Genomic DNA, 25517 nt, shown 5'->3' with positions numbered 1-25517 from the left:
CCCTATCCTAATGGCAGGGGGACCGGGGGGCGGCAGCCCCCCGGAGGAGACACTCCAGAATAGGATTTCTACAGAGCCAATTCCCTCTCTCTTTTTTCCTGTCGCAAAGAAGATATCAGATCCCGGCGACCACTCCTCCATGAAGGTCTGTATTGTCTACTATTCTGCCACCGGGAACACGAAGAGGGTCGCAGAGGCGGCCGCCGCGGCGACAGGCGCCGACCTCGTCGAGGTGAAGGACCTCGCGGCGTACTCGAAGGTGATGATGTACCTCAAAGGGGCGCCGAAGGCAAGAAGGGGAGAGAAGGCGGAGATCGAACCGGCCGCCATCGACGTCGCGGCCTATGACGTCGTCGCCGTCGGGACGCCGGTCTGGGCCTTCAGGCCGGCCCCGGCCGCAAACGCCATTGTCGCCGCACTCAAAAACTGCGAGGAGAAAAAGGCCGTTGCCTTTGCAACGAGCGGGGGCGCGCCTGGCGAGACCCTCCCGATCCTTGCCCGGCAGATCGAAGAGCGGGGGATGACTATTGCCGGGACTTTCCACATCACCGACAGGGAGATCACAAAAGGGGAGGGGATCGACGGCCTTGCCCGCCTGATCAGTACTGCATCTGGCGCGTGATCGAGGAGAGGGCGAACCCGATCTCCTCCGGGCTGAGGGCGAAACTCTTTGCCCCGGCCGAGAACCGCAGGCCTTCGCCGCCGACGGTGCCGATGACCTGGTACGGGAGGCCGGCAAGGGCGGACTCGTCCCTGAAAGTGACGAGGAAGCGGCCGTAGGTCTCGGAGAAGAGGACGGTCAGGGCGTCGCCTGCAAGTTTCACCTCTGCGTCAGGGCAGAGTTTCGCAAGGGCCGCAAAGAGGCCACCCTTCGAGAGGTCGGTGGCGCCGGTGATCGCGTCGGCCGCCACAAGGTCGCGGACCTTCGGGACAAGGGCCGGGTCTGCCATCGCCGGGGCCTCGCCACCGCATCCGGTCACCGCGTCGAGGATGGAGCCGCCAAAGTGCGGGCCGGTCTCCCCGACAAGAGCGATCCTGTCGCCTGCCGAGGGCCGCATCCACCGGCGGACCGGGCCCTTGCCGACCATCCCGATGGACGGGGTCGGCTTGATCTCGGTCCCGTACTCGTCGGACTCGTTGTACAGGGAGACGTTCCCGCCGACGACCGGGACATCCATTGTACGGGCCATGTCGCCGAGGCCGAGCACTGCCTGCTCCATCTCCCAGAAGACCTCCGGGTGGAGGGGGCTTGCGAAGTTGAGGCAGTTGACGATACAGAGGGGTTCGGCGCCGACGCAGGCAAGGTTCGCCGCATTCTCATAGACGGCATTTGCCGCACCGGCGTACGGGGAGAGGGCGATCTGACGGGGGTTGCAGCCGCAGGAGAGGGCGAGGGCGGCGTCTTCCAGACGGACCACCGCAGCGTCATGGGAGAGGGAGACCGAGCGCACCTGCACGTCGTGGTCGTACTGCCCGGAGATCCATGCCTTCGAGGCGATGTCGGGGTGGGCGAGCACCGCAAGGGCGAGATCCTTCAGGTCGCCTGCGGGGGCGGCGTACGGGGTGCCCGCGGCCTTCGGCGCCTTCGGGAGGGCACAGCCCGGCGTCCCACCGACGAGGAGGTCGACCGGGAGGTCGCAGACGACCTGTCCTTCAAACTCGACGATGTACCGGGGCTCCGCGATCACCTCGCCGATCTCGCTCCAGGAGAGGTCGTACTTCTCGGCGATCGCGCCCATGAGGGCGACGTCGCCAGGGGCAACCTCGACGAGCATCCTCTCCTGCGACTCGGCGAGCATGATCTCGACCGGGTTCATCCCGGTCTCCCGCAGGTGGACGCGGTCGGCATGGAGGCGGGCGCCAAAGGAACTCGCCATCTCGGACGAGGCCCCGGCAAGACCGGCGGCGCCGAGGTCGCGGCAGGAAAGGACTTTCCCGGTCTCCGCCATCTCGCAGGTCGCTTCGATGAGGAGTTTCTCGGTGAAGGGGTCGCCGACCTGGACGCTCGGCCGGTCCTCGGCCTCCGAACCCTCGGAGAGGTCGCGGGACGCGAAGGATGCTCCGCCAAGCCCGTCGCGCCCGGTCGAGGAGCCGAAGAGGACAAGCCGGTTGCCCGGCGCCTTCACCCTGGCGGTGGTGAACCGGTCGGGCGGGACGACGCCGACGCAGACGACGTTCACGAGGGGGTTGCCCTGGTACGACGGGTCGAAGACGGTCTCGCCCCGCACCACGGGCACGCCGATGCAGTTCCCGTAGTCGCCGATGCCGGCGACGATGTGCTCGAAGAGGTACCGCGTCTTCTCCTCGGAGAGGGCGCCGAAGTACAGGGGGTCCATCAGGGCGATGGGCCGTGCGCCCATGGAGATGATGTCACGCACGATCCCGCCGACGCCGGTGGCGGCGCCGTCGTACGGGTCCACATAACTCGGGTGGTTGTGGCTCTCCATCCCGACGGCAAGGGCGCAGGTGTCGGAGAAGCGGACGATGGCGGCGTCGTCACCCGGCCCGAGGATGACATTTTTTCCCTCTGTCGGGAGGGTCTTTAACAGCCCCTTGGTGGAGCGGTACGAGCAGTGCTCGCTCCAGAGGTTCTCGAAACAGGCGGCCTCCACATCGGTGAGGCCCCTGCCCAGTTTTCCGGTGATAAACGCAAGGTCATCGGCAGACAGCATGTACTCACAGGTGGGTTTCGGGGCCTATATATCCATCTCAGAGGTGCTATCCCTTTTAACCGATCCCGGCAATAGTATAACACCATGGCAGATCCCTATGAAGAGTTGCTGAAGAAAGCCTACGCCAATATCACCGAAATCGGCCCGAGTGCCGAGCGGTTTCATATTCCCGAGGCGAAGGTCTACATGGAGGGCAAGACCACCGTCATCGAGAACTTCGGGGACATCGCCGGATATATCAGGCGAGAGCCCGACCACCTGATGAAATATCTCGTCGGCGAGCTTGGTACAGCAGGAAAGATCGAGGGCGGCCGCGCGGTCTTCAACGGGAAATTCGAGGAGTCGGTGATCTCCTCGGCGATCAAGAACTATGTCGAAGACTATGTGATCTGTTCCGAGTGCGGGCGGCCTGACACGAGACTTGTCAAAGACGACCGCATCCTCATCCTGAGGTGCGACGCCTGCGGTGGCCACCGGCCGGTGAGGAAGCGCAAGGCACGGACAGAGGAGCCGGGCAGCCGTCTTGAGGAGGGCGCGATCGTGGACGTCAGGATCGAGTCTATCTCCCGGCGCGGCGACGGCGTGGCACGGATCGGGAAATACATCATGTATGTCTCGAACGCCCGCCCGGGTCAGACCGTCAAGGTCAAGATCACCAGAATATCGGGATCGATCATCTTCACCGAGCGGGCCTGATCAGGGTTTCCTGATCTCGACCCAGAACCCGGCCTCATCCTCTTTTATCCGGGCTGAATGAAGCCCGGCACGGGAAAGGTCGGGAAGAAGGGAGGCAGGGGCGGCACGGCCGCTCCGCCGGGCAACATCCCGGTCCCAGTCAGGGTTTATCTCCCGCATTTTCTGGAAGATCTCCTCCTGCAGGGCCCGTGTCCCGAAACTCCCGCCAAGATAGGCGACGCCGCCCGACGCAAGGGTACGGTGCACCTCCCGAAAGGCCCGGACGCGATCTTCCCAGAAAAAGATGGAACCCCGGGAGACGAAGAGGTCGACGGTGCCGTCCCTGAAGGGAAGGGCGTGGACATCGCCAAGAAGAGGAAAGACCCGACCTTCAAGGTCGGCATCCCTGATGTGCTTCCCGGCAAAGCCGAGCATCCCGGCGGAAAGGTCGAAGGCGAGGACGTCCATCTCTGAGGCACGGGCAAGAGCGACGGCAAGGAGGCCGGGGCCTGTACCGAGGTCGACACAGAGCCCCTCTCTTTTTCCCGACCAGATAAGGAGTCTCTCCGCGATCACCGGATAGAGAGGAGAAAAGATGCGGGTTGCGATCCGGTCGAAGCCGGCCGCGTCCCTCTTCATGCTTATGCGGTCTTTTGAGCCCGGATCTGGGCGAGGAGTTCGTCGCACTGGGCGTTCATGCGGGCGCAGGCCTCCAGGATCACGGCGATGGGATCCTTTCCACCGCGGGTCGTGACGAGGAGTTCGGGGTCGGAGAACTGGTACTTTATTTCGTATCGTGCCACGTCGACGGAGAGGTCGGTGAGGATCTCCTCGACGAGGGCGTTCATGAAGGTGTGACCCTCTCCCTTCAGGACCATCCGCACCTTGTCCTCTTCACGCTCAAGGATCTTGACATCCATGTATGTGTAGGTGGTGGGCAGGAGAGTATATAGATATGGGTACCGGGAAAGGCCCCGGATCTGCCAGCCGACATGAGGGTTTTTATGCCGGGAGGAGGGAGAACGTGCATGGAGAGAGATGGGAGGCTGAGGCGGGCCCTTGGTCTCCCTGAGGTCACCCTCTCGGGGGTCGGGATCATCCTCGGTGCCGGCATCTATGCCCTGATGGGGGAAGCGGCCGGGCTTGCCGGGAATGCTGTCTGGGTCGCCTTCGGCATCTCGGCGGTGATGGCGGCATGCACCGGGCTTGCCTACGCGGAGCTCTCCTCGATGTTTCCGAGGGCGTCGGCCGAGTACGCCTATGTGGGCCGGGCCTTCGGCCGGACGGCCGCCTTTCTTGTCGGCTGGCTGATCCTGGCCTCGGGTGTCCTCTCCGCGGCGACGGTCGCCCTGGGCTTCGGTGGATACATCTCCGGCCTCGCGGGCATACCGGCCGTCCCGGCCGCCCTGCTCCTCATCGCAGGACTTGCGGCGATCGGCGTGTACGGTATCAGGGAGACGGCCCTCTTTGCGATCGCGATGACCCTCATCGAGGCCGGGGGGATCGTCTTCGTGATCGTCATCGGCATCCCGTACCTCGGGTCTGTAGACTATTTCGCGATGCCAAAGGGTCTACCCGGGGTATTCCAGGCCTCGGCCCTGGTCTTCTTTGCGTACATGGGGTTCGAGGAGATGGTGAAGCTTGCCGAGGAGACGAGGGAGCCGGAAAGGACGATCCCGCGGGCCCTTCTCCTCGCCCTTGCCGCGGCTGTGGTGCTGTACATGCTCGTGACGGTGAGCGCGGTCTCAGTCCTCGGCTGGGAGGGTCTTGCGGCCACGCCCGCACCTTTTGCCGCGATCGCGGAGGCGGCCCTCGGCGAGAGCGCCGCCTTCATCATCTCCCTTGTGGCCCTCTGCGCGACGGCGAACACCTCTCTCCTCCTCATCGTCGCCACCTCCCGCCTCGCATGGGGGATGGCCGGCGACGGCGCCCTGCCGGCCCGTCTTGCACGGGTGCACCCGGCCTTCGGGACGCCGTGGGTGGCGGTCGCAGCCGCCGCCGCCATTGCCGCGGCATTCACCCTCACCGGCGAGATCGCGTATGTGGCGAACGCGACGAACTTCGCCCTCTTCCTCACCTTCGCCCTGATCAACGCGACAGTGGTCATCCTCCGCCTGAGGGAGCCGGACACACCCCGCCCCTTCCAGGTCCCCCTTGCAGTGCGGGGGGTGCCCCTTGTGCCTCTCCTCGGCATCCTCTTCTCCGTCTTTCTTCTTCTCCAGATCGAGGCCGAGATCGTCATCCTCGGCCTCGGCATCCTCCTGGTAGGGTGGGGGGTGTCGAGGGTGTACAGGGGAGGGGAGGAATAATGATCGAGAGGAGATGAGATCTCCAGGGCAGGCAAATGTTGCATTTGCCATGAGCGGAAAATCGAAGATTTTCCTGTTCGAGCACATCTTCGATGTGTCACGGACCCTCTGGTCTTCAATGAAAACCCCGGCTAGATTATGGGAAAGGCGGTTGATCGGCGCCCTTCTCCGGGGGACTACGCCCCCGCCCTCGAAGACCTATGGTCTTCTCGAACTCGCTGACGCTCGTTCCCCGCTCAGGATTGGGGGAGGGATGGCAATTTCCCTCCTCGGAGTTTCCTGTTCTTTCTTCCCCCGCTCAATCGCAATTGGGGGTTCGGGGGAACGGCCGAAGGGAGTCGAGAAGACGAAGTCTTCGCTGTGCGAGCGATAGCGAGTTCGAGAAATACAGGAAAATCGAAGATTTTTCTGTTCTGGCAAATCTCTGATTTGCCGTTGACCGCAGGTTTTCGAGGTGCGAGCTAGAGAAGGTCGAAGACCTTCGAGGAACCCCCGGCGGCCTGTATGGGGAAGGTAGTAGGTCGGCGCACTTCCCGGGAAGGAGATTGCCATCACCCTCCATCCAAGATGGGAACAACTGAAGGGAAAGGAGGAATCCATCGGTTTTCAAGGTCTCCCCCGATCGAAAAAAGAAAAATCCCGAAAACCCGGCCCACTCACAGCTCGAAGGTCTCGCCGTCCATTGCAAGGTGGGGAGTGTCCCAGGGGATAAGGTGGGAGGCATGGGTGCAGCGGAAGTCCTTTGGCCTGAGTTCTGCCGCCATCTTCAGGGCGTCGGCATAGTTCATGTGCTTGGTGATGGTGTACCCCGGCGGAACAATGGCGTCGAGGACGAGGAGGTCGGCGCCCGCGAGGGCCTCTTTCGTCGCCGCCGGCATGCGGTCGTTCGTGTCGGAGGTGAGGGCGAGCACCGCCCCGTCATGCTCGATGCGGACGCCATAGGTCGGCATCGGCGGGTGGTCCACCGTCAGGAGGGTGACCGTAGCGCCGAAGAGGGCAAAGGGGCGGTACGGCTCGACAGAGTGCCCTTCCAGAGGGAGGAAAGAGAAGACCGAGCCCGCATAGCCGAGGGTCGGGGCGGCGGCATAGACCGGCGGGACCTTCTGCACCCGGTAGAACTCGCCGTAGCCCATGAAGTGGTCGTAGTGGCCGTGGGTCCAGATCACGGCGTCGATGTGCGGCGAACCGGCGGCGATGAGCTGGGCCCTGAGGTCGGGGCCGGTGTCCACCAGGATATGCTTCTCCCTGACCTCCACGAGGACAGCCGCCCTCAGGCGCTGCCGGCCGGCGCGGCGGGCCCCGGTGCAGACCGGGCACGAACACCCGATCTTCGGCGTCCCGATGGCGTCCCCGGTCCCGAGCAGCGTGACCTTCATCCTATCCCCACGAGCAGTTCCGGATCAGGTTGCGGTTCTCCACCGTCAGGAGGCCGCACTCGATGTCTGTCTGGGAGATCGTCCGCCGTCCGTCCATCAGGGCGTTCAGGACCGCCTCTTTCAGCATCATCTTCAGGTCGGCGCCCGAAAAACCCTCTGTCCGCGCCGCGACACCGGCAAGGTCGCAGTTGCAGTCCAGGGAACGGGCGATGGTCGCCAGGATCGCCGCCCGCATCGCCTGATCAGGGAGAGAGAACTCGACGACCTCATCGAAACGCCGCCACGCGGCCTGATCAAGGAGCTGCGGGTGGTTCGTCGCCCCGATCATGACCACGCCATTTTTGACCAGGCTGATCTTGTCGATGTTTTTCAGGAGCATGTTGACGGCCCGCTTCATCGCCCCGTGGTCGTCGGAGACCCGGCTCTTCGCGACAAAGTCAAACTCGTCGATAAAGAGAATGCAGGGGGAGAGGCTCTTTGCGATCTCGAAGATCCTGTCGATATTCTTCGAGGTCTCGCCGAGGTACTGGGAGGTGACCATGGAGAGGCGGACCTCGAGCACGGGCATGTGGAGTTCGTGGCAGACGGCAAGGGCCAGGGAGGTCTTGCCCGTGCCGGGCGGTCCGACGAAGAGGAGTTTGCCGACCTCGGAGATGTTGTGGGCGCGGAGGAAGTCGCGGTTCTCGATCGCCGTCCCGATCCTGGCGATCACCTCCTTCTGTGCGCCGGTGCAGACGATACCGTCCATCTGCTGCTCGATCTCTTCGGGGGCGCTGACGATGACGAGTTCCAGCGCCTCTTTGAAATGCTCGTCTTTATCGGTCAGTTGTGCAACCCGCCGGTCAAGGGAGAGGCGGGAATCGGAGAAACGAGGGTTTTTCGCCCGCACGTCCTCGTACCTGAGGTTGAGAGAATCGAAGCCCCCGATATAGAAGGCAAGCACCGGGTTCTTCGCCACCTGCTCCTTTCCGCCATGACCGGCGAACCATTCGGCCCCGGCCTTGAGGTCGGTAATATGATAGTGAAGGTTGAGGGTGTCGAAATCGATAAATGGGTTCTTGAGAAGCATTTTAACCGCCTCGTCAGTCGTCCCGGGCGCCCTTTTGAGGAGGGCCTCGGTGATGACGAGAGGACGCTTGATCTCGGCCGCTTCCGGGGAGGGGAGGAAGAGGGACCGGCACTGGGGAGGGAGGTCTTCCATGTCCAGCTGGGGGTTCTTGTTATACACCTCAGCCGTCAGGAGATATTCCATCAGCCGGATGACATCGTCTCTGCTCTCTGCGCACGACATGGATGTAACATTTCCTATGGTGGATGTGGTCCGATAATACTATCTCACCTGGTCGTCACGACGCAGCCGTCTGCCGTGACGATGAGGGTGTGCTCTGCCTGCGAAACGAAGGAGCCAGGGACGTCGTGGAGAACGGGGTAGCCGTAGACCACGCCGCTCCTGACCAGTGCCGAGAGGGCGATCTCGATTTTGTCCTGGGGGAGCCAGCGGCGAGAAAACGGCATGCCGCGGCGGTCACGGACCTGTTCGAGGATGCGCTTTGCCGAGGGGAGGCGGGTCGGCTTTACGGCAAGCTGCTGGTAGATCTCGATTCTGGACCGATCGCAGACGCGGCCGCTGCCGGTGGTGGCGAAGGGCTCGATCGCGATGGCCATCCCCTCTTCGAGGACGGCTCCGCCGGCGATGCCGACATTCGGGACCGTCGGGTCGGTGTGGATGGAGTACGGCGCAAGGCCGTGGCCTGTGAGGTTTGCGACAGGCAGGAAGCCCCGGCCTTCGATCTCGGCCTGGACTGCGGCGCCGATCTCGCCGGTGGTGACGCCGGGACGGACGAGGGCGATCGCCCGGTCAAGGGCGGCCCGCGACGCGGCGACCAGGGCCTCGTGGCCGCCGAGGTCGACCGAGAGGGCGGTGTCGGCGATCCTGCCTTCGAGGGCGACGCCGAGGTCGAGTTTGACCAGGTCGCCCATGGCGAAGACCCGTTCGTCGCCAGCCGAGGCGGTGTCGTGGGCGGCGTCCTCGTTCCGGGAGAGGTTGAGGGGGAAAGCGATCTCGGCACCCGAGTCCAGGATCATCCCTTCGGCAGTCTCGACGACATCAAGGACGGGTGCGCCGACTTTCACCATGCCCGCCCCTTCGTTCAGTATCTTCTTTGCAATTTTCCCTGCTTCCAGGTAGAGTTCCATTTCTTCGTCAGTCATACGATCAGGTTCCTTGGATAGTTGGTGAAGCGGTCAAAGCCCTCTGTGGTGACGGCGCCCATGTCCTCGATACGTATCCCGCCGATGCCCGGATAATAGAGGCCGGGCTCGACGGTGACGACATTGCCGGCTTCGAGGGGACCACCGGAGGGGGAGAGGGAGGGGCCCTCGTGGATTTCGAGCCCGACGCCGTGGCCCAGGGAGTGAACAAAGCCCTTCGTCTCGCTCTCATAGCCCTGTTCCTTGAAGAATGCGACGACGGCGTTGTGGACAGCGGCGCCCCGCACGCCTGCAGCGATGAGGGAGACACCGAGGTCCTGGGCAGTACGGACGGCGTCGTACATCTCCGCGATCTCGGGGGAGGGCTCACCCTTCACGACCGTTCTGGTCATGTCGGCATAGTAGCCTGTGGCGTCGTCCCGCGGGAAGAGGTCGATGACGACGGGTTCGTCTTCGAGGAGGGGGCCGTCGCCCTGCCTGTGGGGCATGGCTGTTTCCTTTCCGCAGGAGACGATCGTCTCCTTCGCGGTGTAGCCCTTTTCCATCAGGAAGAGGTGCATCGCGGTCCTGACCCGCCCCGATGTGAGGGGGGCGCCGTCAAGGTGAAGGACGCCGTTCTGTGCGGCGGACCGGCGGATCATCGAGATGCCGAGGTCCATCGCCTCTTCGGTCGCCCTCTGCGCCGCCCGGATGGCGGCGAGTTCCTTCGAGGTCTTGACGGCACGCATCGCACTGACGGCTCCGGCACCGTCGACTTCGACGCCGGCGTACTCCTCCAGGAGGCGGCCAAGCCCGTACGGGAAGGTGCGGGGGACGAGAACCTTCCCCCCGGCGAGGGAGGCGGTGGTGCGCGCGAGCGCCTTCCAGGCATCCTTCTCCTCGTCGAGATATTTCAGGAAGCCTGCGCCGGCGCGGGTTATGGGCGCGGCCGACGACTCGGTCGCCGCACGCTCGTACTCCATCTGGGGGACGACGAGGAGCCCCCGCTCACCTTTCCGCTTCACGTACAGGAGGGGGTCGGAGACCTGGAAACGGGTGAGGTAGCGGAAGTCGGCGTCGTCCGAGGAGGCGTAGAGGACATAGGCCGCACAGTCCGCCGCAGCGAGAGCATTGTCAAGGCTTTCCATGCAATCATCCTGGTCCGGGCCATCGGCCCGGCAGTACTGTGTATCTATGGATGGATGATTACAAGAAATTACGCTTCTTTGCACACAAAAAAAGCAGGGATGGTGAAATTTCCATACCATCTTTCGGAGAAGGGTGTGAATTATTCATGTTCTACGACATAGTCCTGGAGGACATCCTCCACACCGGCCCGGATCAATGTACGCAGACCCTCACCCCTGAACTCGGATCGCAGAGCGTCCCGGATCACCGCCTGTCCTTCAGGGCCGCGGAGATACCCTGCGATCCGATCGTCAATCGTTTCGAGGACCTTAGACCTCGTCATCTCCTGGTATAACAGAGACCGTACAAATTCCGAATCATTATAAAAACCACGATTTTTTGCTTCATGGGATATCCATTCCTTCAACTCTCCGGGAATCCGGATGCCCACGCGGTAGTCAGCCTGATCAGTGGTCATTGAATGACCAATCTTCATTGTCTCAAGAGATAGGTATTATCCATGCCGATTTCCACCTCGTTTGCCAGTCGTTCGACGGAGACAAACGTATATATAACATAAACTATAAGTGACATTCATGCCCCCCACACGCGCGATATGGCGACCGAATAGCGTACACACCGATCTGGTTTGTCCATCGGTGTCTCCATCCACCGGCAGACAGGTGAGAGTATGAACGGCAAAAGAACCTGCAGTCCCCCTCACTCTGGAGACCGGATGGCTGACAAAAAAAATAGCACGACCAAAGAATTGAACGGCACTTTATCGGATTTCATTCTCCGCGCTCTCGGAGATCGCCACGAAAGATCCGGGAACTCCCGAAAACGCATCCCCTGATATCGGGTGCACCGAATTTTCCCCCATGGACGCATGAAAACTACTTCAACAAGCACGCACAAGTACGATCGATGGAGGACGCCGATAAGCAGGTCTTCAAATGGAAGTTCTGGAAACTGACGATAGTCCTGAACATCATCATCATCCTCGTCGCTCTTGCCATAGGCCTCTTCTTCAAAATGCCCCCGCCGATCGGTCCGGCGGTTGCAGTGGTGCTCATCCTCGTCGACCTTCCCCTGATCTGGTACTTCAGGAAGGACTACTACAGGACGAAGGCCTGGCTCGACGTGCATGCTGGTCCCTCTGGCAAGGAGGAGAAAGATGCTCAAAAAACTGAAGAGTGAGATCGAGCTCCTCGGCCGCCACCTTGAGGTTCTGCGGGTCGTTGCCGCAAACCAGCCCATCGGGATCATGAAACTTGCCGAGGTGCTCGGCCTGCCGTACCACCGGGTGCGGTATTCCCTCCGGGTCCTCGAAGGGATGGGGTATATCAGGGCCTCACCAGCAGGGGCGACGGTCACCGAGCGCGCCCGCGAGGATCTCGCTGATCTCGACCAGGAGATCGACGGCATGATCGCCCTTCTGGAGGGGATGCGGAACGACCCCTCCAGTAAGGTTTAATAGGAGCGGCAAGAAAGATTGTAAGGCACAATAGTGCATTGCCGCCATAACTCAGTTGGTAGAGTGGCTGGCTGTTAACCAGCATGTCACAGGTTCGAGTCCTGTTGGCGGCGCTTTGCGTCTTTCCTTTTTGTTCGATTGTTCTGTGTACTATCAGGCAAATCCTGTTCTTCCAGCCCTGAAACGAACGATTCTCCAGAAATCGGCGAAGGTCTCCATCCAATCGTTCATGTCGTGTGAACGCACTGTTCACAGATCGAAAACAGAATGTATTTTCTTCCGTTCAGAGGGAGGAGGGACCCTTCAAACGGATCACTCCTCTGCTGCATCGTCGCAGAGATGGCGGGGACACTCTACCCCCTTTCTCCTGCAGCCGGCGATCCGGATCCCCTTGCCATTGACCAGAGCGTCGGCGACCTTCCGCCGCGCCTCGTGGAGGTCGCGCCAGAGGGTTTTCCTGGAGATGCCGAGCCTTTCGGCCGCCTCTTCCTGCTCAAGCCCTTCCAGGTCGGTGAGCCTGAGGGCCTCCACCTCCTCGGGGAGGAGGTGGACGACTTCCCCAGACCTCTTGCAGAGGGGGCCGAAGCAGCGGAAGGCCGTTCCCTCGTGGATTATCCGGGGGGCCCGCGGCCGTCCGCGGCGGCCGCAACACCTGCCCTGCATCTCGTCATCCATCGATCGTCAGCTCTCCAGAGAGATGCTCGGCCATCTGATATAGGGCCTCCGATGCGGGCGAAGGGGTGCGGGTGACAGGCCTGCCCTCCCGCACGGCCGCGAGGACGGCCGGGTCAAAGGGGATGTGCCCGATGACGGGCAGCCCCTCTTCACGGCAGAAGTCCTCGACCTGGCGACAGACCGAGGGTTCAAGGTCGAATTTATTGATCACGACGAAGATCCGGAGAGAGAAGCCCCGGCAGACCGTGACCAGTCTCCTCAGGTCATGGAGGGCCGAGATGCCGGGCTCGGTGACGGCCAGGACGGCGTCCATGCCGCTGATCGTGGAGATGAGGGGGCAGCCGATGCCTGGCGGGCCGTCGGCAAGGAGGACGCGGCTCTCCCCGGCCATCTCCTCGGCCTTCTGCCGCACCGAGTGGACGAGCAGCCCTGAGTTCCCGGCGCCGGGCGAGAGACGTGCATGAGCGAGTTTCCCGGCGGCAGTCTCGGAGCGATAGATCGTCCCGGCCCTGAAAGGTGTCATGTGCACCGCACCGGCAGGGCAGACGAGAGTGCAGACGCCGCACCCCTCGCACCTCAGGGGATCGACGGCGCAGCGGTCTTCCTCGCAGGCAATCGCATCGAAACGGCAGGAAGAGGCGCAGGCCCCGCAGCCGGTGCAGACAGCGGGATCGATCGACGCCCTCTCCAACCCCATGAAGGGTTCCTCATCGAGGAGACGCGGATCCAGGAAAAGTTCGAGGTTGGCCGCGTCGACGTCGCAGTCGGCGAGCACCTTCGGTACCGTGAGGAGGTCGGTGAGGGCGGCAGCGACCATCGTCTTCCCTGTCCCTCCTTTCCCGCTCACGACCGCGATCCGGATCATTCTTTCACCCCGCAGAGGCGCATGGCGGCGGCGTACAGGGCGGCGAACTTTTCCGTGAAACCCGGCAGGTCACGGGCGACAAGGCCGCCCCGGTTCTGGACCGCAGCGATCTCCCGACCAAAGGGGATGGTCATGAGGACGAGGAGGCCGTGCTCCCGGCAGAAGGCGGTTGCCGCCTCGTCCCGGCCGTCGCTCCTGTTGATCACGACGCCCGCCGGGAGGGAGAGCATCCTCACGGCCTCGACAGCAAGGGCGAGGTCGTGAAGCCCTGAAGGCGTCGACTCTGTCACCAGAATGCAGAGGTCGCAACCAGTTATCGTCTCTATCACCGCACAGGCGACGCCCGGTGCGGCGTCCTGGATGATCAGGGAGTGCTCCCCGGCGGCCGCACGGGCCGCACGCACGACACAGGGTGCCTGGACTTCCCCCTCGTTCAGGAAGCCGGAGACGAGGGTGAGGCCAGGCAGGGGGTGTGACGTGCCGACCCTCCCGATCGCCCGTCCGATTTCTGTGATAACACCTTCAGGGCAGACGATCCGACACCCGCCGCAGGAGTGACAGAGTTCCGCGAAGAAGAGGACGCGGTCGCGGAGGACGGTGATCGCGCCGTACCGGCAGAATTTCCCGCATGCACCGCACTGCGTGCAGAGGGCCGGGTCGAAGACCGGGTTCTCGGCCGTCACCGCCACGTCGGCAGTCTCCGCCGGGAAGAAGAGGTGGAGGTTCGGCTCCTCCACGTCGCAGTCGACGAGAGTAACCTCCCGGTCGCGAGAGAGGACATAGCCGAGGTTTGCGGCGACCATCGTCTTCCCGGCGCCGCCTTTTCCGCTCGCAACGACGATCTTCATGGCGGTCGGGTCAGAGGAGGGACGGGAGTTCACCGGCGAGGAAGGCCGCGAGCGCTGCTGAGACGGTGCCCTGACCTTTGAAGGCGCAGGCCCTGATCCCTGAGGCCTGAATGGCACTCGCGGCGTTGCCGCCGACATGCCCGGTGACGAGGGCGGTGGCGCCGTGGTCGAGGACGGTCTGGACCGCACGCGGACCGACGCCTCCCTGCGCATCTGCGACCGGGTTTTTCACTGCGTCAAAGGTTCCGGTCTCAGTGTCGGCAAAGACGAAGTACGGGGCCCGGCCAAAACGCGGCTGGACCTGGGCGTCGGAATCAGGGCCGTCTGCCGTGATGCAGACGATCACTGACATCCCCCGTTGCAGTTTTCGTGCTCTTCCGCGCCATGGGTGCAGGAACTCTCACCGGAAGCGAGTTTCCCGGCAGCATATGTCGCGGCGACGGCCTCAACAGGCCCGGAGGCCCCGAGGAAGACCTCGATCCCGTTCTGGCAGAAGAGGTCGACGGCCCGCGGCCCCATCCCACCGGCGACGACGGCATTGACACCGTGGTCGGCAAGATAACGGGGGAGGAAACCGGGCTCGTGTCCGGGGTTCGCAAGGTCGGGAAGCCGGGATGCAGACCCGCTGTTGACGTCAAAGAGTGCATAGGCTTCGCAGTGGCCGAAATGGTCGGACACGAAGTCTCCATCGAGTGCAATTGCAAGTTTCATCTTTTCACCACCTGCCGGGACGGCGCCCTCTCATGCCATTGCCACGGCCTCTGCCGCATCCGCACGGGATGCCGCCTCTTCCGATGCCGTACAGAACGGTGTTCTGCTCCGGTGCGGGCGCGTCTCCGGTCTCACCCGGGGCGGTCCTGGCCGTCATGCACGGTCCGCGGCGCCCCCCTGTCATCTGGCCACATCCCCGCGGCCCTGTTCCATCATATCCTGGCATGTCGTTCACCAACCCTTGCAGGCAATAGTACTCATATGAGCACAATACATGAAACCTATGGTCGGGGCAAGACCGGGGGCGTGCGGCGATCAGAGCATACCGGAAGAGAGAGGGGACGGAGAAATCGTGCCTGATCGAAACGTCAGGGAGAACGCACGCAGATTTAATATGGTCCGGGTGCGAGAGATATAATGCACCGGGAGGTATTCCCCTGCGAAGGGGTGTCCCGAGAAGATCCCGTACACGCGGGCCCGTAGCTTAGTGGTGGAGCGCCCGGCTCATAACCGGGTGGCCGTGGGTTCGAATCCCTCCGGGCCCATTCCTTTTTCTGAAAAGAGCGATGACAGGAGCCGCGGCTCTCACACCGCCGCGGGGAGCGGCACCTCAAGCACCTCTGCAAGTTCCCGGAGGGCCGCCTTCTCCTTCTCGCTGACGCGGGTACCGCCGATGCCAAGGAAACCGCCCTCCCTGCTCGCTTCCGCCACGGCCCGGCCGATGCCGAGAAGCCACTCCCTGAACCCCTCCGCCTCGACAGTCGTCGCCCTGACAACAAGGATGGGGCCGATGCCGCGGAGGTCATCCAGTATCCGTGCCCTGATCTCTTCGGGCCTCCCCTCGGTAAAGTCCTCGCTGCCGGGAAGGCGCTCTTTCCTCTCCGACATCTCCCTGAGGTCGGCGACCAGTGACCCGATCAGTTCCTTCGCTTCCGGCGGGACGTCGAGTCTGTCGAAGGCCCGGGACAGGGCCTTCAGCTCCCTGAGAATGCCGGTGAAGTCAGGATCGGCGAGCATCACGGAAAAACCCGCGGCGACAGGCGCCTGCAGGAGACGGTTCCATTCTTCGGTGGTGAAATCCGCTTTTGTCGTCATGATCGATCCATCCTCCCGGGGACGGGCATGCCGGCCCGGGGTTCATCATGCCCTCCGGGTGCCTGATCCCATATGAGAGTATCGGCAGGTCCGGGATAAAAAGGGGAGGAGGGAATTTTCGGCAGGAGATGAGGGTATTCCCGACAATTACGGCTTCGTCTCCGGGTCGGCCCAGACGTTCGCGAGCACCACCCCGGCGATGATCAGGAGACTCCCGACCGCGTGGTAGGAGAGGAATGCCTCATGGAGCACCAGCACGCCGGCAAGAATAGAGACGACGACAGAGAGGTTCTGAATGATCCCCACCTTCGCCGCCTCCAGATCCTTCAGGCTGTACATCGCAAGAAAAGACGTACCGACAGAGGTAAAGAGGCCGAGATAGAGGACGTCCAGCATGAAACCCGTGTCCCCGAGCAACAGGACTGCTCCGCCTGCGTCCAGCCCCTCGCACCCGACCGCAGCCGCCACAAACGCGACACACCCGCAGAGCATCATCCCGAAGGTGAGGCTGACAGGGTCCAGGGTCCGGGTGAGCCTCCGGCCGAGGACGATGTACAGCGAGGTCGCAAGAGCGGAGAGCAGGGTCAGGACCATCCCCATCCAGCTGGTGCCGTCCCCGTTGTTCCCGCCCATAGAGAAGAGGCACACGATCCCGGCGATCGAGATGAAGAAGGCGACAAACTGTTTCGCATTCACCCGCTCGCCCAGCAGCAGGAGACCGAGGACGCCCACGAAGACAGGCACGAAGGCGGAGATGATCCCGGCCTCTGACGAGGATATGGAGAGCAACCCGAAAGCCTGGAGGGAGAAGAAGAGGACAGGCTGGATGAGAGAGAGGACCAGGAGGTCCCGGATCGTGTCTGCCGGGATGCGTACCGCGATGACGCCTGTCGCAAGCAGCACCAGCATAAAAGCAAAGGAAAGGGCAAAACGGAAGGCAAGAGTCGTGAAGGGCTCTGCAGCCGCCAGAGACTCCTTGACGAAGAGGAAACTCAGGCCGATAAAGAAGGCGTTGAAAACGGCGGCGATATACGCGTATGTCCTTTGCTGCATGAAGTACCCATACATTTTCGAGAACTGACCAGATACGTGTTGCGGGGACATAGAGGGAGTTCCGGACCTGTACACCCACCAAAAAAGGGAAAAACAGCAGGGGTTATATAACAGGGACTCCTCATTCATTTCTGTGAGCGGAAGAGACGTATGCTTCGATGCCGACCTCTATGAGGCTGTCTTCGACGCCAGCGGCGATGGAATCGTCCTTGCCGACCGCTCCTCGACGATCATCAGGGCGAACCGCCGGTTCCTCAGGATGACGAGGTACGGGCGGTCAGAGATCGAGGGGATGATGCATTGGTCACAGATCACGGAGGGCGGCGACCTCCCGGCCCTCGCCGTGACCGGGGCGGCGCCGGCGATCAGGGAGATGCGGCTGCAGCGGAAAGACGGTTCTTTTATCGACGCTGCCGTCACTGTCAGGACTATCCCAGGCCGTGACCTCTTCATCGCCTCAGTCCTTGACATCACCGGAAAAAAACAGGTGACACACGCCCTCCAAAGGCGGGACGCAATTCTTGAGGCGATCAGTACCATGGCTGGCCGCTTCCTTGCGGCACGCACCTGGGAGGAGGAGATCCCCGGGGCCCTCCGCGGACTCTGCACGGCAACCAATGTCCACCGCGTCTACCTCTTCGAGAACACCACAGATCAGGAGACCGGCGAGACCCTCATGACAGGCCGGTACGAATGGACCAGAGAGGGGAGAGGAGGCGAGATCGCCACCACCTGGCTTCGAGGGCTCTCCTATCAGAAGGCCGGAGTCGGTGCCTGGGAGGCGGACCTCAGGGACGGAAAAACCGTCTTTGCCGACATCAGGACCGCCGAAAATGATGAAAGGTGGAACATGGAGGCGCTCGGGGTTCAATCGTTCGTCATCGTCCCGATACATGTCGGGGGCCGGTGGTGGGGGTTCATCGGCTTTGACGAGACGCGGGAGGAGAGGCGCTGGACCGAGGTCGAGATCGACACACTCGAGGCTGCGGCAGGCATCATCGGGTCCGCGATCCGCCGGCAGGAGACAGAAGAGACGATGCTCGCCTACATCACCGAGTCGGCCCTCAGGCTCAAAAACCCGGTCGCCCTCCTGCGGGAGAACCTCAAGGTGATCCACGACGATATCAGGGACGAGACCATTCCGAAGGAGGAGATCCTCACCCAGATCAGGGTCCAGATCGCGGCGGCCGACCAGATCGCCGAGAACCTCCGCGAGCTCAATGCCTCCATCGCGGAGGGGCGGCGCGAGATCCCCGACGCATTCCGCCATTTCCTGCAGAGGTAGGAAAGAGGTGTGAGCGCCCTCGACATCACGCCCGACAATCCCCGGATCGTCCTGATCTTCTCGCCTGCACGCTCGGTCAGGGAGAGCAACCTGGCCGCCGTCAGGGAGGTCATGGAGCAGGGGATCGGCGTCGTCATCGTCACCATCAACCAGCCGGCCCGTTCTCTTGCCAGGCATTACCAGAAAAACGGCGTCGATACTGCCAGTCTCCGCTTCATCGACACGGTCACGAAGTACGCCGGCGGCGACGCCCAGGAGGACATGCCCGGAAGCATCTTCCTCCACCGCCCGGACGACCTCACCGGCCTCTCCATCGCCATAACAGAGGCCCTGAAAGATCCGGGTGAGCAAAAGACCTGCATCCTCGTCGATTCCATCAACGCAATGCTCATCTATATCTCATCCGCGGATCTTCTGAAGTTCATCCACTATCTCACAAGCAAACTGAAAATACTGGAGATCTCAGGCATCTTCCTCGCCGTGGAGTCTGGCCTCGACCCCGCCCTCCTCGCGCGGCTGACCGCCATCTCAGACGGCGTTATCGAGATCGGCGGGGTGCCGGCAGGTCCGCGGCAGGCATAAATATCGCGATCACGTCCATGCCGGACATGCACCGGACACGCGGGGGGGAAACCGGATGAGCGCCGGCATCATCAGGAGCCCGACGGGGACGGCCCTTATCTGTGGAGCTACCTTTGTTATCGTGGCCGCCGGCATGCACGCCGGCGCAGACCTCCTCAACCCGGTCCTGTTTGCATTTCTCATCGCCGTCCTCATGGCCCCCCTCCAGCACAGACTCATCGAGAAAGGGATGCCCCGGGGTGCGGCGACCCTTGTCGTGATGGGCATGATCGTCCTTTTCTGCGCCTTTCTCCTCTGGGTGCTCTCCACCTCCCTCGTGCAGATGGGGGAGGCCCTGCCCGCCTACCAGGAGATGCTCAGGGTACAGATCGAGCGGGTCATGTCATTCTTCCCGGGGACAGGGATCTCGCCCGGAGATATTCCGGCCATCCCCGGAGATTCTCCCTTCCGTCCCTCTATCGTGAGCGTGCTTGCGGGCCTCGCCGGACTGCTCGCCGAATTTTTTCTGGTTCTGCTGGTCACCGCGTTCCTCCTCCCCGCGGCCGGGGAAGGATGGGGGTTCGGTCGGTACTCTGATGCGGTCGTCGGTCATTTCACCGCGAGGGGCCGGGCCGCCCTGGTCACCGGCGCCGGGACAGGATTCTTCCTCGCCGTGATCGGGGTCGATTTCCCCCTGCTCTGGGGGTTGCTCGTTTTCATCCTCTCTTTTATCCCGTTCATCGGCATCTGGATCGCGGCCATCCCTCCCATCGGGATGGCATGGCTGGAGTACGGGACGCCGGGGGCTGTGGCTGTCGTCGCCGGCATCGCCGCGATCAACCTCCTTGCAGAAAGAGGCTTCGCAACGCCCAAAGCCGCAAAAGTCCCTGGCCTTTCCCCTGCCATCACCGTCGTCTCCCTCTTTTTCTGGACATGGGTGCTCGGGATCCCGGGCATGTTTCTTGCTGTACCGCTCACCCTTGCCGCAAAAACCCTGCTTGAATCATCGGAGGAGACACGCTGGCTTGCGAGCGTGATGGAGACAAAAGGCCCGGAATAATCTGGAAAATCAGGCATCTGCACGGGCAAGGCCCGGCGACCGGCAAATATAAATTCTGATTTATATATCATGTGTCGCCGTGGTGGTAGTATGGTCACCCGTGAAGAAATTTATACCGAATCCAGGCGGGAGATTGCAGACAGTCTCCCGAAGATCATCGTTGAAATCGTTATTGCCTTTCTGATCTGGCTTTTCGCCGTCTATATCTTCATTCCTCTTGCAGGATCGCTCGGTGACCCGACATTTCTCGGCCTGATCGGGCTCCAGCCGCTGATATCGGCGATCGTGATCGTCGCCCTGATCATCGTTTTCCTTGCCATCCTCAAGGAGATCATCGACGTCACCAATGCCGTCGCCGGGTATGCAACGCTCGCGTTCTCGAAGGGGGAGGTCTCCGATGAAAAACTGGAGAGATACCAGACAGGGTTCAGGCTCATCGGCTACGTGCTCATCGCCGTGCTCGCGTACCTCTTCTTCCTGCCCCTGATCGCAGGGGTACTCGGCGTGCTCGCCGGCGTGGTCCTGGTCCTCCTGGTCATCTGGGCGATCATCGTCCTCTTCCAGGCAGGGCGGATCTTCTCGGTCGAGATCGAGCAGAAGGCCGTGGATTTTTCAAAGAGGGTTGAAAAGCTGAAAGAGGCCACACCTGAGGAGGAGAAAAAGATCTGATCTGGCACGGGACCGGACATGAAACCATTTCCCATTTTTACCGTCCTCCTGGTACTCGTGATCACGCTCGTCGTCTTCGTCCCCCATTTTCCGCATCTGATCGGGGCGGCAGCAGCAGGTCTCGGAGTCACGGCCGACCAGGCGCTCGCGGTCTTCGTCGTCGTCATGCTCATCGCCGCGATCCTCCTCTCCGTCCTTGCCGTCAGGGAGATCTGCGGTCTCGTGCGCTGCCAGGTCACATGGGAAAAGAGGTTGGGGCGCACCTGAGGAGAGATACATGCGGCCAGGCATGATCGTCGAGAACACCATCCAGACAAACAGGACTCTCCTGAACGACGCGTGGTGCGAGTTTTTCGGGAGCACAACTATCTCGTGGGCCTCAGCCTCGGCGGCACACGGGAGATGCACGACGCCTATCGGGTCGACAGGCGACCGGCGGGGCAAAGACCGGGCGGAACGACCCCTGCCCCTGCGGGAGCGGGCTGAAGTACAAGCAGTGCTGCGGGAGGCGGTGAAGAGAGGGGGGTGGGATCACGGGGTTTTTATACCGCCTGCCCCATTCGGGATATCGGTCCGGGGTTCTCCGGGCTGAAGAGCATGACGAAAGGGGGGACGAATCATGAGTGATCTGGTTGTCGTCGGATTTGACGACGAAAAAACCGCGTTCCGGGTGAGGGACAAACTCGCGCAGATGAGCAAGGAGCACCTGGTCGGGCTCGAGGACCTGGTCGTGGTGGTCCGCCACCAGGACGGGAAGACAGACATCAAGCAGTCGACGAGCCTTGCCGGCATAGGGGCGCTGAGCGGGAGTTTCTGGGGCCTCCTCATCGGGCTTATCTTCTTTGTGCCGGTCCTCGGGCTTGCGATCGGCGCGATCGCCGGGGCGATCGCCGGCCACTTTGCAGACTACGGCATCGATGACAAGTTCATCAAAGACGTTTCCGAAACGGTGAAGCCCGGGAATTCAGCGGTCTTCATGCTGATCAAGGAGGCGACGCCTGACAAGTTCCTCAAGGAGATGGCGGAGTTCAAGGGCACGGTCATCAGGACGTCCATGACCGCGGAGAACGAGGCAAAACTGAGGGCGGCCTTCGGCGAGGAGGAACCGGCAGAGAAGGAGAAGGTCGCGGCCCCGGCGATGTGAGAGGGCCCTGCGAACTCCACTTTTTTTCGTCCACCGTTCATCAGAGGATGATCTTAAGGACGCCAAACTTCATGAGCATGAGTGCCAGGCAGATCCCGATCCAGCCGAGGGTGATAAAAAGGAGAGAGAGACGGCGGTCCCACTGGAGAATCCACGCAATGACGACGCTGGAGTACAGCCCGATGATGGGGAATACCGGGAGGAAGAAGAGAGTATAGACGCCATATTTTGAGAGATATTTCATTGTCTGCATCTTTTTCCCGGTTTTCTCAAGCATGGCCTGGATCCGTACCGACTGCATCGCAAAGGTGTCGCAGGTCTCGAAGATCGCGAGCACGGCGCCGACCTCGACGAGGGTCATGACCGCAAGAACCATGACAGGGTGGAGACCCATCGCGAGACCGACGAAGACGGCGTTCGCCTGGAGGAGGAGAGTGGAAGAAACGAGGCCGAGCACCACGCCCGAGGGGACGGAGAGGGCGAGGCCGAGGAGGAGAGGAATGAGTAGGGTGAAGATGACGACGATCAATATGACCTTTGATGCCTGCCGGAGCCAGGTGAAGAGCCAGTCGGGATTCATGGTGCGGGCCGCGGACAGGAAGGAGAGAAACTCCTCCAGATCCCTGGTGTCTCCCCATGGCTCTCTGCCCGGCGATATAGGTTGGGGTGCGGGAGGACGAAAGGAATATAATTACACAGGAGTCCCTACACCCAGGTGTCATCATGAACGGTGAAACGATCCGTGCTGATATTGTGGTAGTAGAAGAAACCTTTCCCTGGTGGCTCGTCCTCCTTCAGGGCATCGTCACCCTCCTCTTCGGTCTGGTCCTGCTCGCATGGCCGGCACAGACCCTCGTCGTCCTGGTCACCTTCCTCGGGATATACTGGATGATCACCGGCATCGTCGCCCTTGTCGGTATATTCTTCGGTGGAGACCACGGGATATGGACGATCGTCCTCGCCCTCCTCGGGATCATCGCCGGGGTCCTGGTGCTGGCGTACCCCCTGTACAGCACGGCCATCATCTCCTCATTCCTCGCGATCCTCATCGGCGTGCTCGGGATGATCATGGGGGCCGCCGGCATCGCACAGGGCGTGAGCGGCGGCGGGTGGGCGCCGGCACTCCTCGGCATCATCAGCATCATCCTCGGCGTCATCCTCCTCGCAAACCCCCTCTTCACCGTCGCGTCCCTGGTGCTGCTCCTCGGCATCCTGGCGATCCTCGGCGGGGTGAGCGCGATGGTCTTCTCCTTCCGCCTGCGTGCGGCAGGGTGAGAGGGGAGGATATATATCTCGTACTCCCCACTCCGGGTATCCCCCCCTATCCAGGAGGGATATGGAGATGAACGAGAAACTGATCGAGTACCCGCCCGGGACGGCGTTTCCCGGGACGATCGGCCGGACGGTCGACGAGTCCACGCCGGCCTGGCCCGCGCCCCTGCGGGCGAAGGAGGGAGCACCGAATGTCCTGATCATCGTGCTCGACGACACGGGCTTCGGGCAACTGGGTTGTTACGGCTCACCCATCAGGACGCCGAACCTGGACCGCCTTGCCGAAGGGGGTCTGCGCTACACCAACATGCACACGACGGCGCTCTGCTCGCCGACACGGTCCTGCATCCTGACAGGGCGCAACCACCACTCCAACAACATGGCCGGGATCACCGAGATCTCGACCGGGTACCCGGGTTATTCCGGGAGCATCCCCTTTGAGAACGGATTTCTTTCCGAGATGCTGCTCCAGAACGGCTACAACACCTTCGCGGTCGGCAAGTGGCACCTGACGCCGGCCGAGCAGATCAGCGCGGCCGGCCCGTACGAGCGCTGGCCCCTGGGCCGCGGTTTCGAACGGTTTTACGGATTTCTCGGCGGCGACACCCACCAGTATTATCCCGACCTCGCCCACGACAACCACACGATCGACCCGCCGCGGACGCCGGAGGAGGGCTACACCCTCAACGAGGACCTCGCGGACCGGGCGATCGGCTTCGTCGCCGACGCGAAACAGGTCGCCCCTGACAGGCCCTTCTTTATGTACTACTGCACCGGCGCGATGCATGCCCCGCACCATGTGCCGAGGGAATGGGCCGACCGCTACAGGGGCGTCTTCGACGACGGCTGGGAGGCCTACCGGCAGAGGGTCTTTGCCCGGCAGAAGGAACTCGGCATCGTCCCCGAAGGCACCGACCTCCCGCCGCACGACCCGGACGTGCCGCGGTGGGACGCACTCCCTGAGAAGGAGAGGCGCCTGTACGCCAGGATGATGGAGGTCTTCGCCGGTTTCCTGGAGCATACCTACCACCACATAGGCCGCGTCCTCGACTACCTGGAATCGATCGGCGAACTGGAGAAGACTCTGGTCATGGTCATCTCGGACAACGGCGCCAGTGCGGAGGGCGGCCCCACCGGGTCGGTCAACGAAAACAGGTTCTTCAATTACGTCCCCGAGTCCCTGGAGGACAACCTTGCGGCCCTGGACGATCTGGGCGGGCCGAAGTACTTCAACCACTATGCCTGGGGGTGGACCTGGGCCGGCGACACGCCTTTCAGGCGCTGGAAGAGGGAGACGTACAGGGGAGGGATCAGCGACCCCTTCATCGTCCACTGGCCGCGAGGGATCAGGGCGAAGGGGAAGATCAGGACGCAGTACGCCCATGCCATCGATATCGTGCCGACAGTGCTGGAGGTGCTCGGCATCAGGCCGCCCGCGGCGATCAGGGGCGTGACCCAGTCGCCCATCGAGGGCGTGAGTTTTGCCGGGAGTCTCGACGACGCCGCGGCGCCGTCCAGGCACGCGACCCAGTACTACGAGATGATCGGCCACCGTTCCCTCTACCACAAAGGCTGGAAGGCGGTCTGTCCCTGGCCGGGCCCCTCCTTCGCCGAGAGCGGGCCTTTCGGGCAGCCGATATCGGCGGAAAAGCTCAGGGAACTCGATGCAAAGGGCTGGGAACTGTACCATGTGGAGACTGACGTCACCGAGGCGCACAATGTGGCCGGAGAGTACCCGGAGGTCCTGCAGGAACTGGTCACCCTGTGGTACGCGGAGGCGGGCAGGTATCATGTGCTGCCCATCGACGGCCGCGGCGTCCAGCGCTTTGCCGACCCTCGCCCTGAGATAGGAGGGGAGAGGGCGCGCTATGTCTACTTCCCGGGGACGCAGGGAGTGCCCGAGAACACGGCCGTGAAGGTGCTCAACCGCTCGCACGTCATCGCGGCGGTGGTCGATATCCCGGAGGGAGGGGCCGAGGGGGTCCTGCTCTCCCATGGCAGCAATGTCGGGGGGTACGCCCTCTTCGTGAAGGAGAACAGGCTCCACTATGTCCACAACTACGTGGGCGTCAGGGAGTTCCACCTCGTCTCCACGGAGACGGTCCCCGAGGGGCGGGTGGTCCTGAGTTACCAGTTCGAGAGGACGGGCGAGCCCGACGTCAGGAACGGGAAGGGGGCGCCGGGCACGGGGCGCCTGTACTTCAATGAGAGGCCGGTGGGCGAGATGGAGGTGCCGGTGACCGTCCCGATCCTCATCGGCCTCGGTGGGGGACTGTGCTGCGGGCGGAGCAGGGGGTCGCCGATCACAGATCTGTACAGGCCCCCGTTCGCATTCACGGGCACGATCCACCGTGTGGCCGTCGACGTCAGCGGGGAGAGGATCGAGGACCACGAGGCCGAGATCAGGATGGCCCTCGCCCGGCAGTAGGCCGGGGGCCACCCCCTTTTTTTC

General features: G+C 62.5%; 30 protein-coding genes and 2 tRNA genes. 17 read left to right on the top strand and 15 right to left on the bottom strand.

Annotated elements, in window-relative coordinates; all coding sequences use genetic code 11:
* The first annotated feature begins 139 nt into the window (after nt 1-139).
* Entirely contained in the window at nt 140-622 is a 483-nt protein-coding gene (locus tag BP869_RS05085; RefSeq protein ID WP_342677525.1) for a flavodoxin family protein, read from the top strand.
* Here the strand turns inward: BP869_RS05085 and purL are convergent.
* On the bottom strand, nt 600-2672 hold the full coding sequence (purL, locus tag BP869_RS05080; RefSeq protein WP_342677523.1) for a phosphoribosylformylglycinamidine synthase subunit PurL: 2073 nt from the start codon (nt 2670-2672) through the stop codon (nt 600-602). The two genes, BP869_RS05085 and purL, sit on opposite strands and share 23 nt — an antisense overlap.
* A gap of 84 nt (nt 2673-2756) precedes the next feature.
* Here purL and BP869_RS05075 point away from each other — a divergent pair, with 84 nt between their 5' ends.
* Nucleotides 2757-3368, top strand: a complete 612-nt coding sequence (locus BP869_RS05075) for a translation initiation factor IF-2 subunit beta (protein ID WP_067046982.1) — start codon at nt 2757-2759, stop codon at nt 3366-3368.
* Here the strand turns inward: BP869_RS05075 and BP869_RS05070 are convergent, their stop codons facing one another.
* On the bottom strand, nt 3369-3986 hold the full coding sequence (locus BP869_RS05070) for a class I SAM-dependent methyltransferase (RefSeq protein ID WP_342677520.1): 618 nt from the start codon (nt 3984-3986) through the stop codon (nt 3369-3371). It abuts the gene before it with no gap.
* Nucleotides 3987-3988: 2 nt separating this feature from the next.
* Nucleotides 3989-4267: a DNA-directed RNA polymerase subunit L gene (locus BP869_RS05065; protein WP_342677518.1), complete on the bottom strand. Its 279-nt coding sequence runs from the start codon at nt 4265-4267 to the stop codon at nt 3989-3991.
* A gap of 108 nt (nt 4268-4375) precedes the next feature.
* Here BP869_RS05065 and BP869_RS05060 point away from each other — a divergent pair, with 108 nt between their 5' ends.
* A complete protein-coding gene (locus BP869_RS05060; protein ID WP_342677516.1) occupies nt 4376-5656 on the top strand; it encodes an APC family permease in 1281 nt (426 codons plus the stop codon).
* A 656-nt stretch (nt 5657-6312) separates the two neighbouring features.
* Here the strand turns inward: BP869_RS05060 and BP869_RS05055 are convergent.
* The 4 genes from BP869_RS05055 to BP869_RS05040 are packed head-to-tail and all read right to left on the bottom strand — an operon-like array spanning nt 6313 to nt 10370.
* Nucleotides 6313-7032, bottom strand: coding sequence for an MBL fold metallo-hydrolase (locus tag BP869_RS05055; RefSeq protein WP_342677514.1), 720 nt, complete (start codon nt 7030-7032; stop codon nt 6313-6315).
* Between the two features lies 1 nt (nt 7033).
* Nucleotides 7034-8323 (bottom strand): ATP-binding protein, encoded by a 1290-nt coding sequence (locus BP869_RS05050; protein ID WP_342677512.1) that lies wholly within the window; start codon nt 8321-8323, stop codon nt 7034-7036.
* A gap of 44 nt (nt 8324-8367) precedes the next feature.
* Entirely contained in the window at nt 8368-9243 is an 876-nt protein-coding gene (gene map / locus BP869_RS05045) for a type II methionyl aminopeptidase (protein ID WP_342677510.1), read from the bottom strand.
* On the bottom strand, nt 9240-10370 hold the full coding sequence (locus BP869_RS05040; RefSeq protein WP_342677508.1) for a Xaa-Pro peptidase family protein: 1131 nt from the start codon (nt 10368-10370) through the stop codon (nt 9240-9242). The genes map and BP869_RS05040 overlap by 4 nt, the downstream gene beginning before the upstream one ends.
* Before the next feature lie 50 nt (nt 10371-10420).
* On the opposite strand from BP869_RS05040, the gene BP869_RS05035 reads away from it, so the two are divergent.
* The 4 genes from BP869_RS05035 (at nt 10421) to BP869_RS05020 (ending at nt 11940) form a co-directional block, all read left to right on the top strand.
* The gene (locus tag BP869_RS05035) at nt 10421-10705 is read left to right on the top strand and encodes a hypothetical protein (protein WP_342677506.1); all 285 of its coding nucleotides are present in this window, start codon (nt 10421-10423) and stop codon (nt 10703-10705) included.
* A 572-nt stretch (nt 10706-11277) separates the two neighbouring features.
* Nucleotides 11278-11550: a hypothetical protein gene (locus tag BP869_RS05030; protein ID WP_342677504.1), complete on the top strand. Its 273-nt coding sequence runs from the start codon at nt 11278-11280 to the stop codon at nt 11548-11550.
* Nucleotides 11528-11827: a hypothetical protein gene (locus BP869_RS05025; RefSeq protein WP_342677502.1), complete on the top strand. Its 300-nt coding sequence runs from the start codon at nt 11528-11530 to the stop codon at nt 11825-11827. The genes BP869_RS05030 and BP869_RS05025 overlap by 23 nt, the downstream gene beginning before the upstream one ends.
* A gap of 40 nt (nt 11828-11867) precedes the next feature.
* A tRNA-Asn gene (locus BP869_RS05020) sits at nt 11868-11940 on the top strand.
* 199 nt (nt 11941-12139) lie between these two features.
* On the opposite strand, the gene BP869_RS05015 is transcribed toward BP869_RS05020, so the two are convergent.
* The 5 genes from BP869_RS05015 to BP869_RS04995 are packed head-to-tail and all read right to left on the bottom strand — an operon-like array spanning nt 12140 to nt 14926.
* Nucleotides 12140-12502, bottom strand: a complete 363-nt coding sequence (locus BP869_RS05015; RefSeq protein WP_342677500.1) for a DUF134 domain-containing protein — start codon at nt 12500-12502, stop codon at nt 12140-12142.
* On the bottom strand, nt 12495-13367 hold the full coding sequence (locus BP869_RS05010; RefSeq protein WP_342677499.1) for an ATP-binding protein: 873 nt from the start codon (nt 13365-13367) through the stop codon (nt 12495-12497). The genes BP869_RS05015 and BP869_RS05010 overlap by 8 nt, the downstream gene beginning before the upstream one ends.
* Nucleotides 13364-14215, bottom strand: a complete 852-nt coding sequence (locus BP869_RS05005; RefSeq protein WP_342677498.1) for an ATP-binding protein — start codon at nt 14213-14215, stop codon at nt 13364-13366. Before BP869_RS05005 ends, BP869_RS05010 begins: the two co-directional genes overlap by 4 nt.
* Before the next feature lie 10 nt (nt 14216-14225).
* Nucleotides 14226-14561, bottom strand: coding sequence for a NifB/NifX family molybdenum-iron cluster-binding protein (locus tag BP869_RS05000; protein WP_342677496.1), 336 nt, complete (start codon nt 14559-14561; stop codon nt 14226-14228).
* Nucleotides 14558-14926, bottom strand: coding sequence for a NifB/NifX family molybdenum-iron cluster-binding protein (locus BP869_RS04995; protein WP_342677494.1), 369 nt, complete (start codon nt 14924-14926; stop codon nt 14558-14560). Before BP869_RS04995 ends, BP869_RS05000 begins: the two co-directional genes overlap by 4 nt.
* A gap of 473 nt (nt 14927-15399) precedes the next feature.
* Between BP869_RS04995 and BP869_RS04990 the strand changes: the two genes are divergently transcribed.
* Nucleotides 15400-15471 (top strand) — tRNA-Ile (locus BP869_RS04990).
* 40 nt (nt 15472-15511) lie between these two features.
* Here BP869_RS04990 and BP869_RS04985 read toward each other — a convergent pair.
* Both BP869_RS04985 and BP869_RS04980 read right to left on the bottom strand, forming a co-directional pair.
* The gene (locus tag BP869_RS04985; RefSeq protein ID WP_342677492.1) at nt 15512-16021 is read right to left on the bottom strand and encodes a hypothetical protein; all 510 of its coding nucleotides are present in this window, start codon (nt 16019-16021) and stop codon (nt 15512-15514) included.
* 147 nt (nt 16022-16168) lie between these two features.
* Nucleotides 16169-17074 (bottom strand): DMT family transporter, encoded by a 906-nt coding sequence (locus BP869_RS04980; protein WP_342677490.1) that lies wholly within the window; start codon nt 17072-17074, stop codon nt 16169-16171.
* Nucleotides 17075-17207: 133 nt separating this feature from the next.
* Here BP869_RS04980 and BP869_RS04975 point away from each other — a divergent pair, with 133 nt between their 5' ends.
* From BP869_RS04975 to BP869_RS04945, 7 genes are all read left to right on the top strand, one after another.
* Nucleotides 17208-18359, top strand: a complete 1152-nt coding sequence (locus BP869_RS04975; protein WP_342677488.1) for a PAS domain S-box protein — start codon at nt 17208-17210, stop codon at nt 18357-18359.
* A gap of 9 nt (nt 18360-18368) precedes the next feature.
* Nucleotides 18369-18941 carry a DUF7504 family protein gene (locus tag BP869_RS04970; RefSeq protein ID WP_342677487.1) on the top strand — a complete coding sequence of 191 codons (573 nt, stop codon included), beginning with the start codon at nt 18369-18371 and terminating at the stop codon, nt 18939-18941.
* A gap of 55 nt (nt 18942-18996) precedes the next feature.
* Nucleotides 18997-19980, top strand: a complete 984-nt coding sequence (locus BP869_RS04965; RefSeq protein ID WP_342677485.1) for an AI-2E family transporter — start codon at nt 18997-18999, stop codon at nt 19978-19980.
* A 90-nt stretch (nt 19981-20070) separates the two neighbouring features.
* Nucleotides 20071-20649, top strand: coding sequence for a hypothetical protein (locus tag BP869_RS04960; RefSeq protein WP_342677483.1), 579 nt, complete (start codon nt 20071-20073; stop codon nt 20647-20649).
* An 18-nt stretch (nt 20650-20667) separates the two neighbouring features.
* Nucleotides 20668-20916 carry a hypothetical protein gene (locus BP869_RS04955; RefSeq protein WP_342677481.1) on the top strand — a complete coding sequence of 83 codons (249 nt, stop codon included), beginning with the start codon at nt 20668-20670 and terminating at the stop codon, nt 20914-20916.
* A 10-nt stretch (nt 20917-20926) separates the two neighbouring features.
* On the top strand, nt 20927-21241 hold the full coding sequence (locus BP869_RS11835; protein ID WP_342677479.1) for a hypothetical protein: 315 nt from the start codon (nt 20927-20929) through the stop codon (nt 21239-21241).
* A 27-nt stretch (nt 21242-21268) separates the two neighbouring features.
* The gene (locus tag BP869_RS04945) at nt 21269-21793 is read left to right on the top strand and encodes a DUF1269 domain-containing protein (RefSeq protein WP_342677477.1); all 525 of its coding nucleotides are present in this window, start codon (nt 21269-21271) and stop codon (nt 21791-21793) included.
* A gap of 40 nt (nt 21794-21833) precedes the next feature.
* Here the strand turns inward: BP869_RS04945 and BP869_RS04940 are convergent, their stop codons facing one another.
* On the bottom strand, nt 21834-22373 hold the full coding sequence (locus BP869_RS04940; RefSeq protein WP_342677475.1) for a small multi-drug export protein: 540 nt from the start codon (nt 22371-22373) through the stop codon (nt 21834-21836).
* 173 nt (nt 22374-22546) lie between these two features.
* On the opposite strand from BP869_RS04940, the gene BP869_RS04935 reads away from it, so the two are divergent.
* Together BP869_RS04935 and BP869_RS04930 are read left to right on the top strand one after the other, a co-directional pair.
* Nucleotides 22547-23068, top strand: a complete 522-nt coding sequence (locus tag BP869_RS04935) for an HdeD family acid-resistance protein (protein ID WP_342677473.1) — start codon at nt 22547-22549, stop codon at nt 23066-23068.
* 67 nt (nt 23069-23135) lie between these two features.
* Nucleotides 23136-25493: an arylsulfatase gene (locus BP869_RS04930; protein WP_342677471.1), complete on the top strand. Its 2358-nt coding sequence runs from the start codon at nt 23136-23138 to the stop codon at nt 25491-25493.
* Nucleotides 25494-25517: the final 24 nt, after the last annotated feature.

It is taken from the genome of Methanofollis sp. UBA420 (genome assembly GCF_002498315.1).
Classification (GTDB): Archaea; Halobacteriota; Methanomicrobia; order Methanomicrobiales; family Methanofollaceae; genus Methanofollis.
Note: the sequence above shows the minus strand (reverse complement) of the source record. Positions and strands in the feature narration are given on the sequence as shown.

What these genes read in the sequence shown, in the direction of transcription:
- BP869_RS05085 (WP_342677525.1), top strand. Translation starts at nt 140, where the DNA reads ATGAAGGTCTGTATTGTCTACTATTCTGCCACCGGGAACACGAAGAGG.
- purL (WP_342677523.1), bottom strand. Translation starts at nt 2,672, where the DNA reads ATGCTGTCTGCCGATGACCTTGCGTTTATCACCGGAAAACTGGGCAGG.
- BP869_RS05075 (WP_067046982.1), top strand. Translation starts at nt 2,757, where the DNA reads ATGGCAGATCCCTATGAAGAGTTGCTGAAGAAAGCCTACGCCAATATC.
- BP869_RS05070 (WP_342677520.1), bottom strand. Translation starts at nt 3,986, where the DNA reads ATGAAGAGGGACGCGGCCGGCTTCGACCGGATCGCAACCCGCATCTTT.
- BP869_RS05065 (WP_342677518.1), bottom strand. Translation starts at nt 4,267, where the DNA reads ATGGATGTCAAGATCCTTGAGCGTGAAGAGGACAAGGTGCGGATGGTC.
- BP869_RS05060 (WP_342677516.1), top strand. Translation starts at nt 4,376, where the DNA reads ATGGAGAGAGATGGGAGGCTGAGGCGGGCCCTTGGTCTCCCTGAGGTC.
- BP869_RS05055 (WP_342677514.1), bottom strand. Translation starts at nt 7,032, where the DNA reads ATGAAGGTCACGCTGCTCGGGACCGGGGACGCCATCGGGACGCCGAAG.
- BP869_RS05050 (WP_342677512.1), bottom strand. Translation starts at nt 8,323, where the DNA reads ATGTCGTGCGCAGAGAGCAGAGACGATGTCATCCGGCTGATGGAATAT.
- map (WP_342677510.1), bottom strand. Translation starts at nt 9,243, where the DNA reads ATGACTGACGAAGAAATGGAACTCTACCTGGAAGCAGGGAAAATTGCA.
- BP869_RS05040 (WP_342677508.1), bottom strand. Translation starts at nt 10,370, where the DNA reads ATGGAAAGCCTTGACAATGCTCTCGCTGCGGCGGACTGTGCGGCCTAT.
- BP869_RS05035 (WP_342677506.1), top strand. Translation starts at nt 10,421, where the DNA reads ATGGATGATTACAAGAAATTACGCTTCTTTGCACACAAAAAAAGCAGG.
- BP869_RS05030 (WP_342677504.1), top strand. Translation starts at nt 11,278, where the DNA reads ATGGAGGACGCCGATAAGCAGGTCTTCAAATGGAAGTTCTGGAAACTG.
- BP869_RS05025 (WP_342677502.1), top strand. Translation starts at nt 11,528, where the DNA reads ATGCTCAAAAAACTGAAGAGTGAGATCGAGCTCCTCGGCCGCCACCTT.
- BP869_RS05015 (WP_342677500.1), bottom strand. Translation starts at nt 12,502, where the DNA reads ATGGATGACGAGATGCAGGGCAGGTGTTGCGGCCGCCGCGGACGGCCG.
- BP869_RS05010 (WP_342677499.1), bottom strand. Translation starts at nt 13,367, where the DNA reads ATGATCCGGATCGCGGTCGTGAGCGGGAAAGGAGGGACAGGGAAGACG.
- BP869_RS05005 (WP_342677498.1), bottom strand. Translation starts at nt 14,215, where the DNA reads ATGAAGATCGTCGTTGCGAGCGGAAAAGGCGGCGCCGGGAAGACGATG.
- BP869_RS04995 (WP_342677494.1), bottom strand. Translation starts at nt 14,926, where the DNA reads ATGAAACTTGCAATTGCACTCGATGGAGACTTCGTGTCCGACCATTTC.
- BP869_RS04985 (WP_342677492.1), bottom strand. Translation starts at nt 16,021, where the DNA reads ATGACGACAAAAGCGGATTTCACCACCGAAGAATGGAACCGTCTCCTG.
- BP869_RS04980 (WP_342677490.1), bottom strand. Translation starts at nt 17,074, where the DNA reads ATGCAGCAAAGGACATACGCGTATATCGCCGCCGTTTTCAACGCCTTC.
- BP869_RS04965 (WP_342677485.1), top strand. Translation starts at nt 18,997, where the DNA reads ATGAGCGCCGGCATCATCAGGAGCCCGACGGGGACGGCCCTTATCTGT.
- BP869_RS04960 (WP_342677483.1), top strand. Translation starts at nt 20,071, where the DNA reads ATGGTCACCCGTGAAGAAATTTATACCGAATCCAGGCGGGAGATTGCA.
- BP869_RS04955 (WP_342677481.1), top strand. Translation starts at nt 20,668, where the DNA reads ATGAAACCATTTCCCATTTTTACCGTCCTCCTGGTACTCGTGATCACG.
- BP869_RS11835 (WP_342677479.1), top strand. Translation starts at nt 20,927, where the DNA reads ATGCGGCCAGGCATGATCGTCGAGAACACCATCCAGACAAACAGGACT.
- BP869_RS04945 (WP_342677477.1), top strand. Translation starts at nt 21,269, where the DNA reads ATGAGTGATCTGGTTGTCGTCGGATTTGACGACGAAAAAACCGCGTTC.
- BP869_RS04940 (WP_342677475.1), bottom strand. Translation starts at nt 22,373, where the DNA reads ATGAATCCCGACTGGCTCTTCACCTGGCTCCGGCAGGCATCAAAGGTC.
- BP869_RS04930 (WP_342677471.1), top strand. Translation starts at nt 23,136, where the DNA reads ATGAACGAGAAACTGATCGAGTACCCGCCCGGGACGGCGTTTCCCGGG.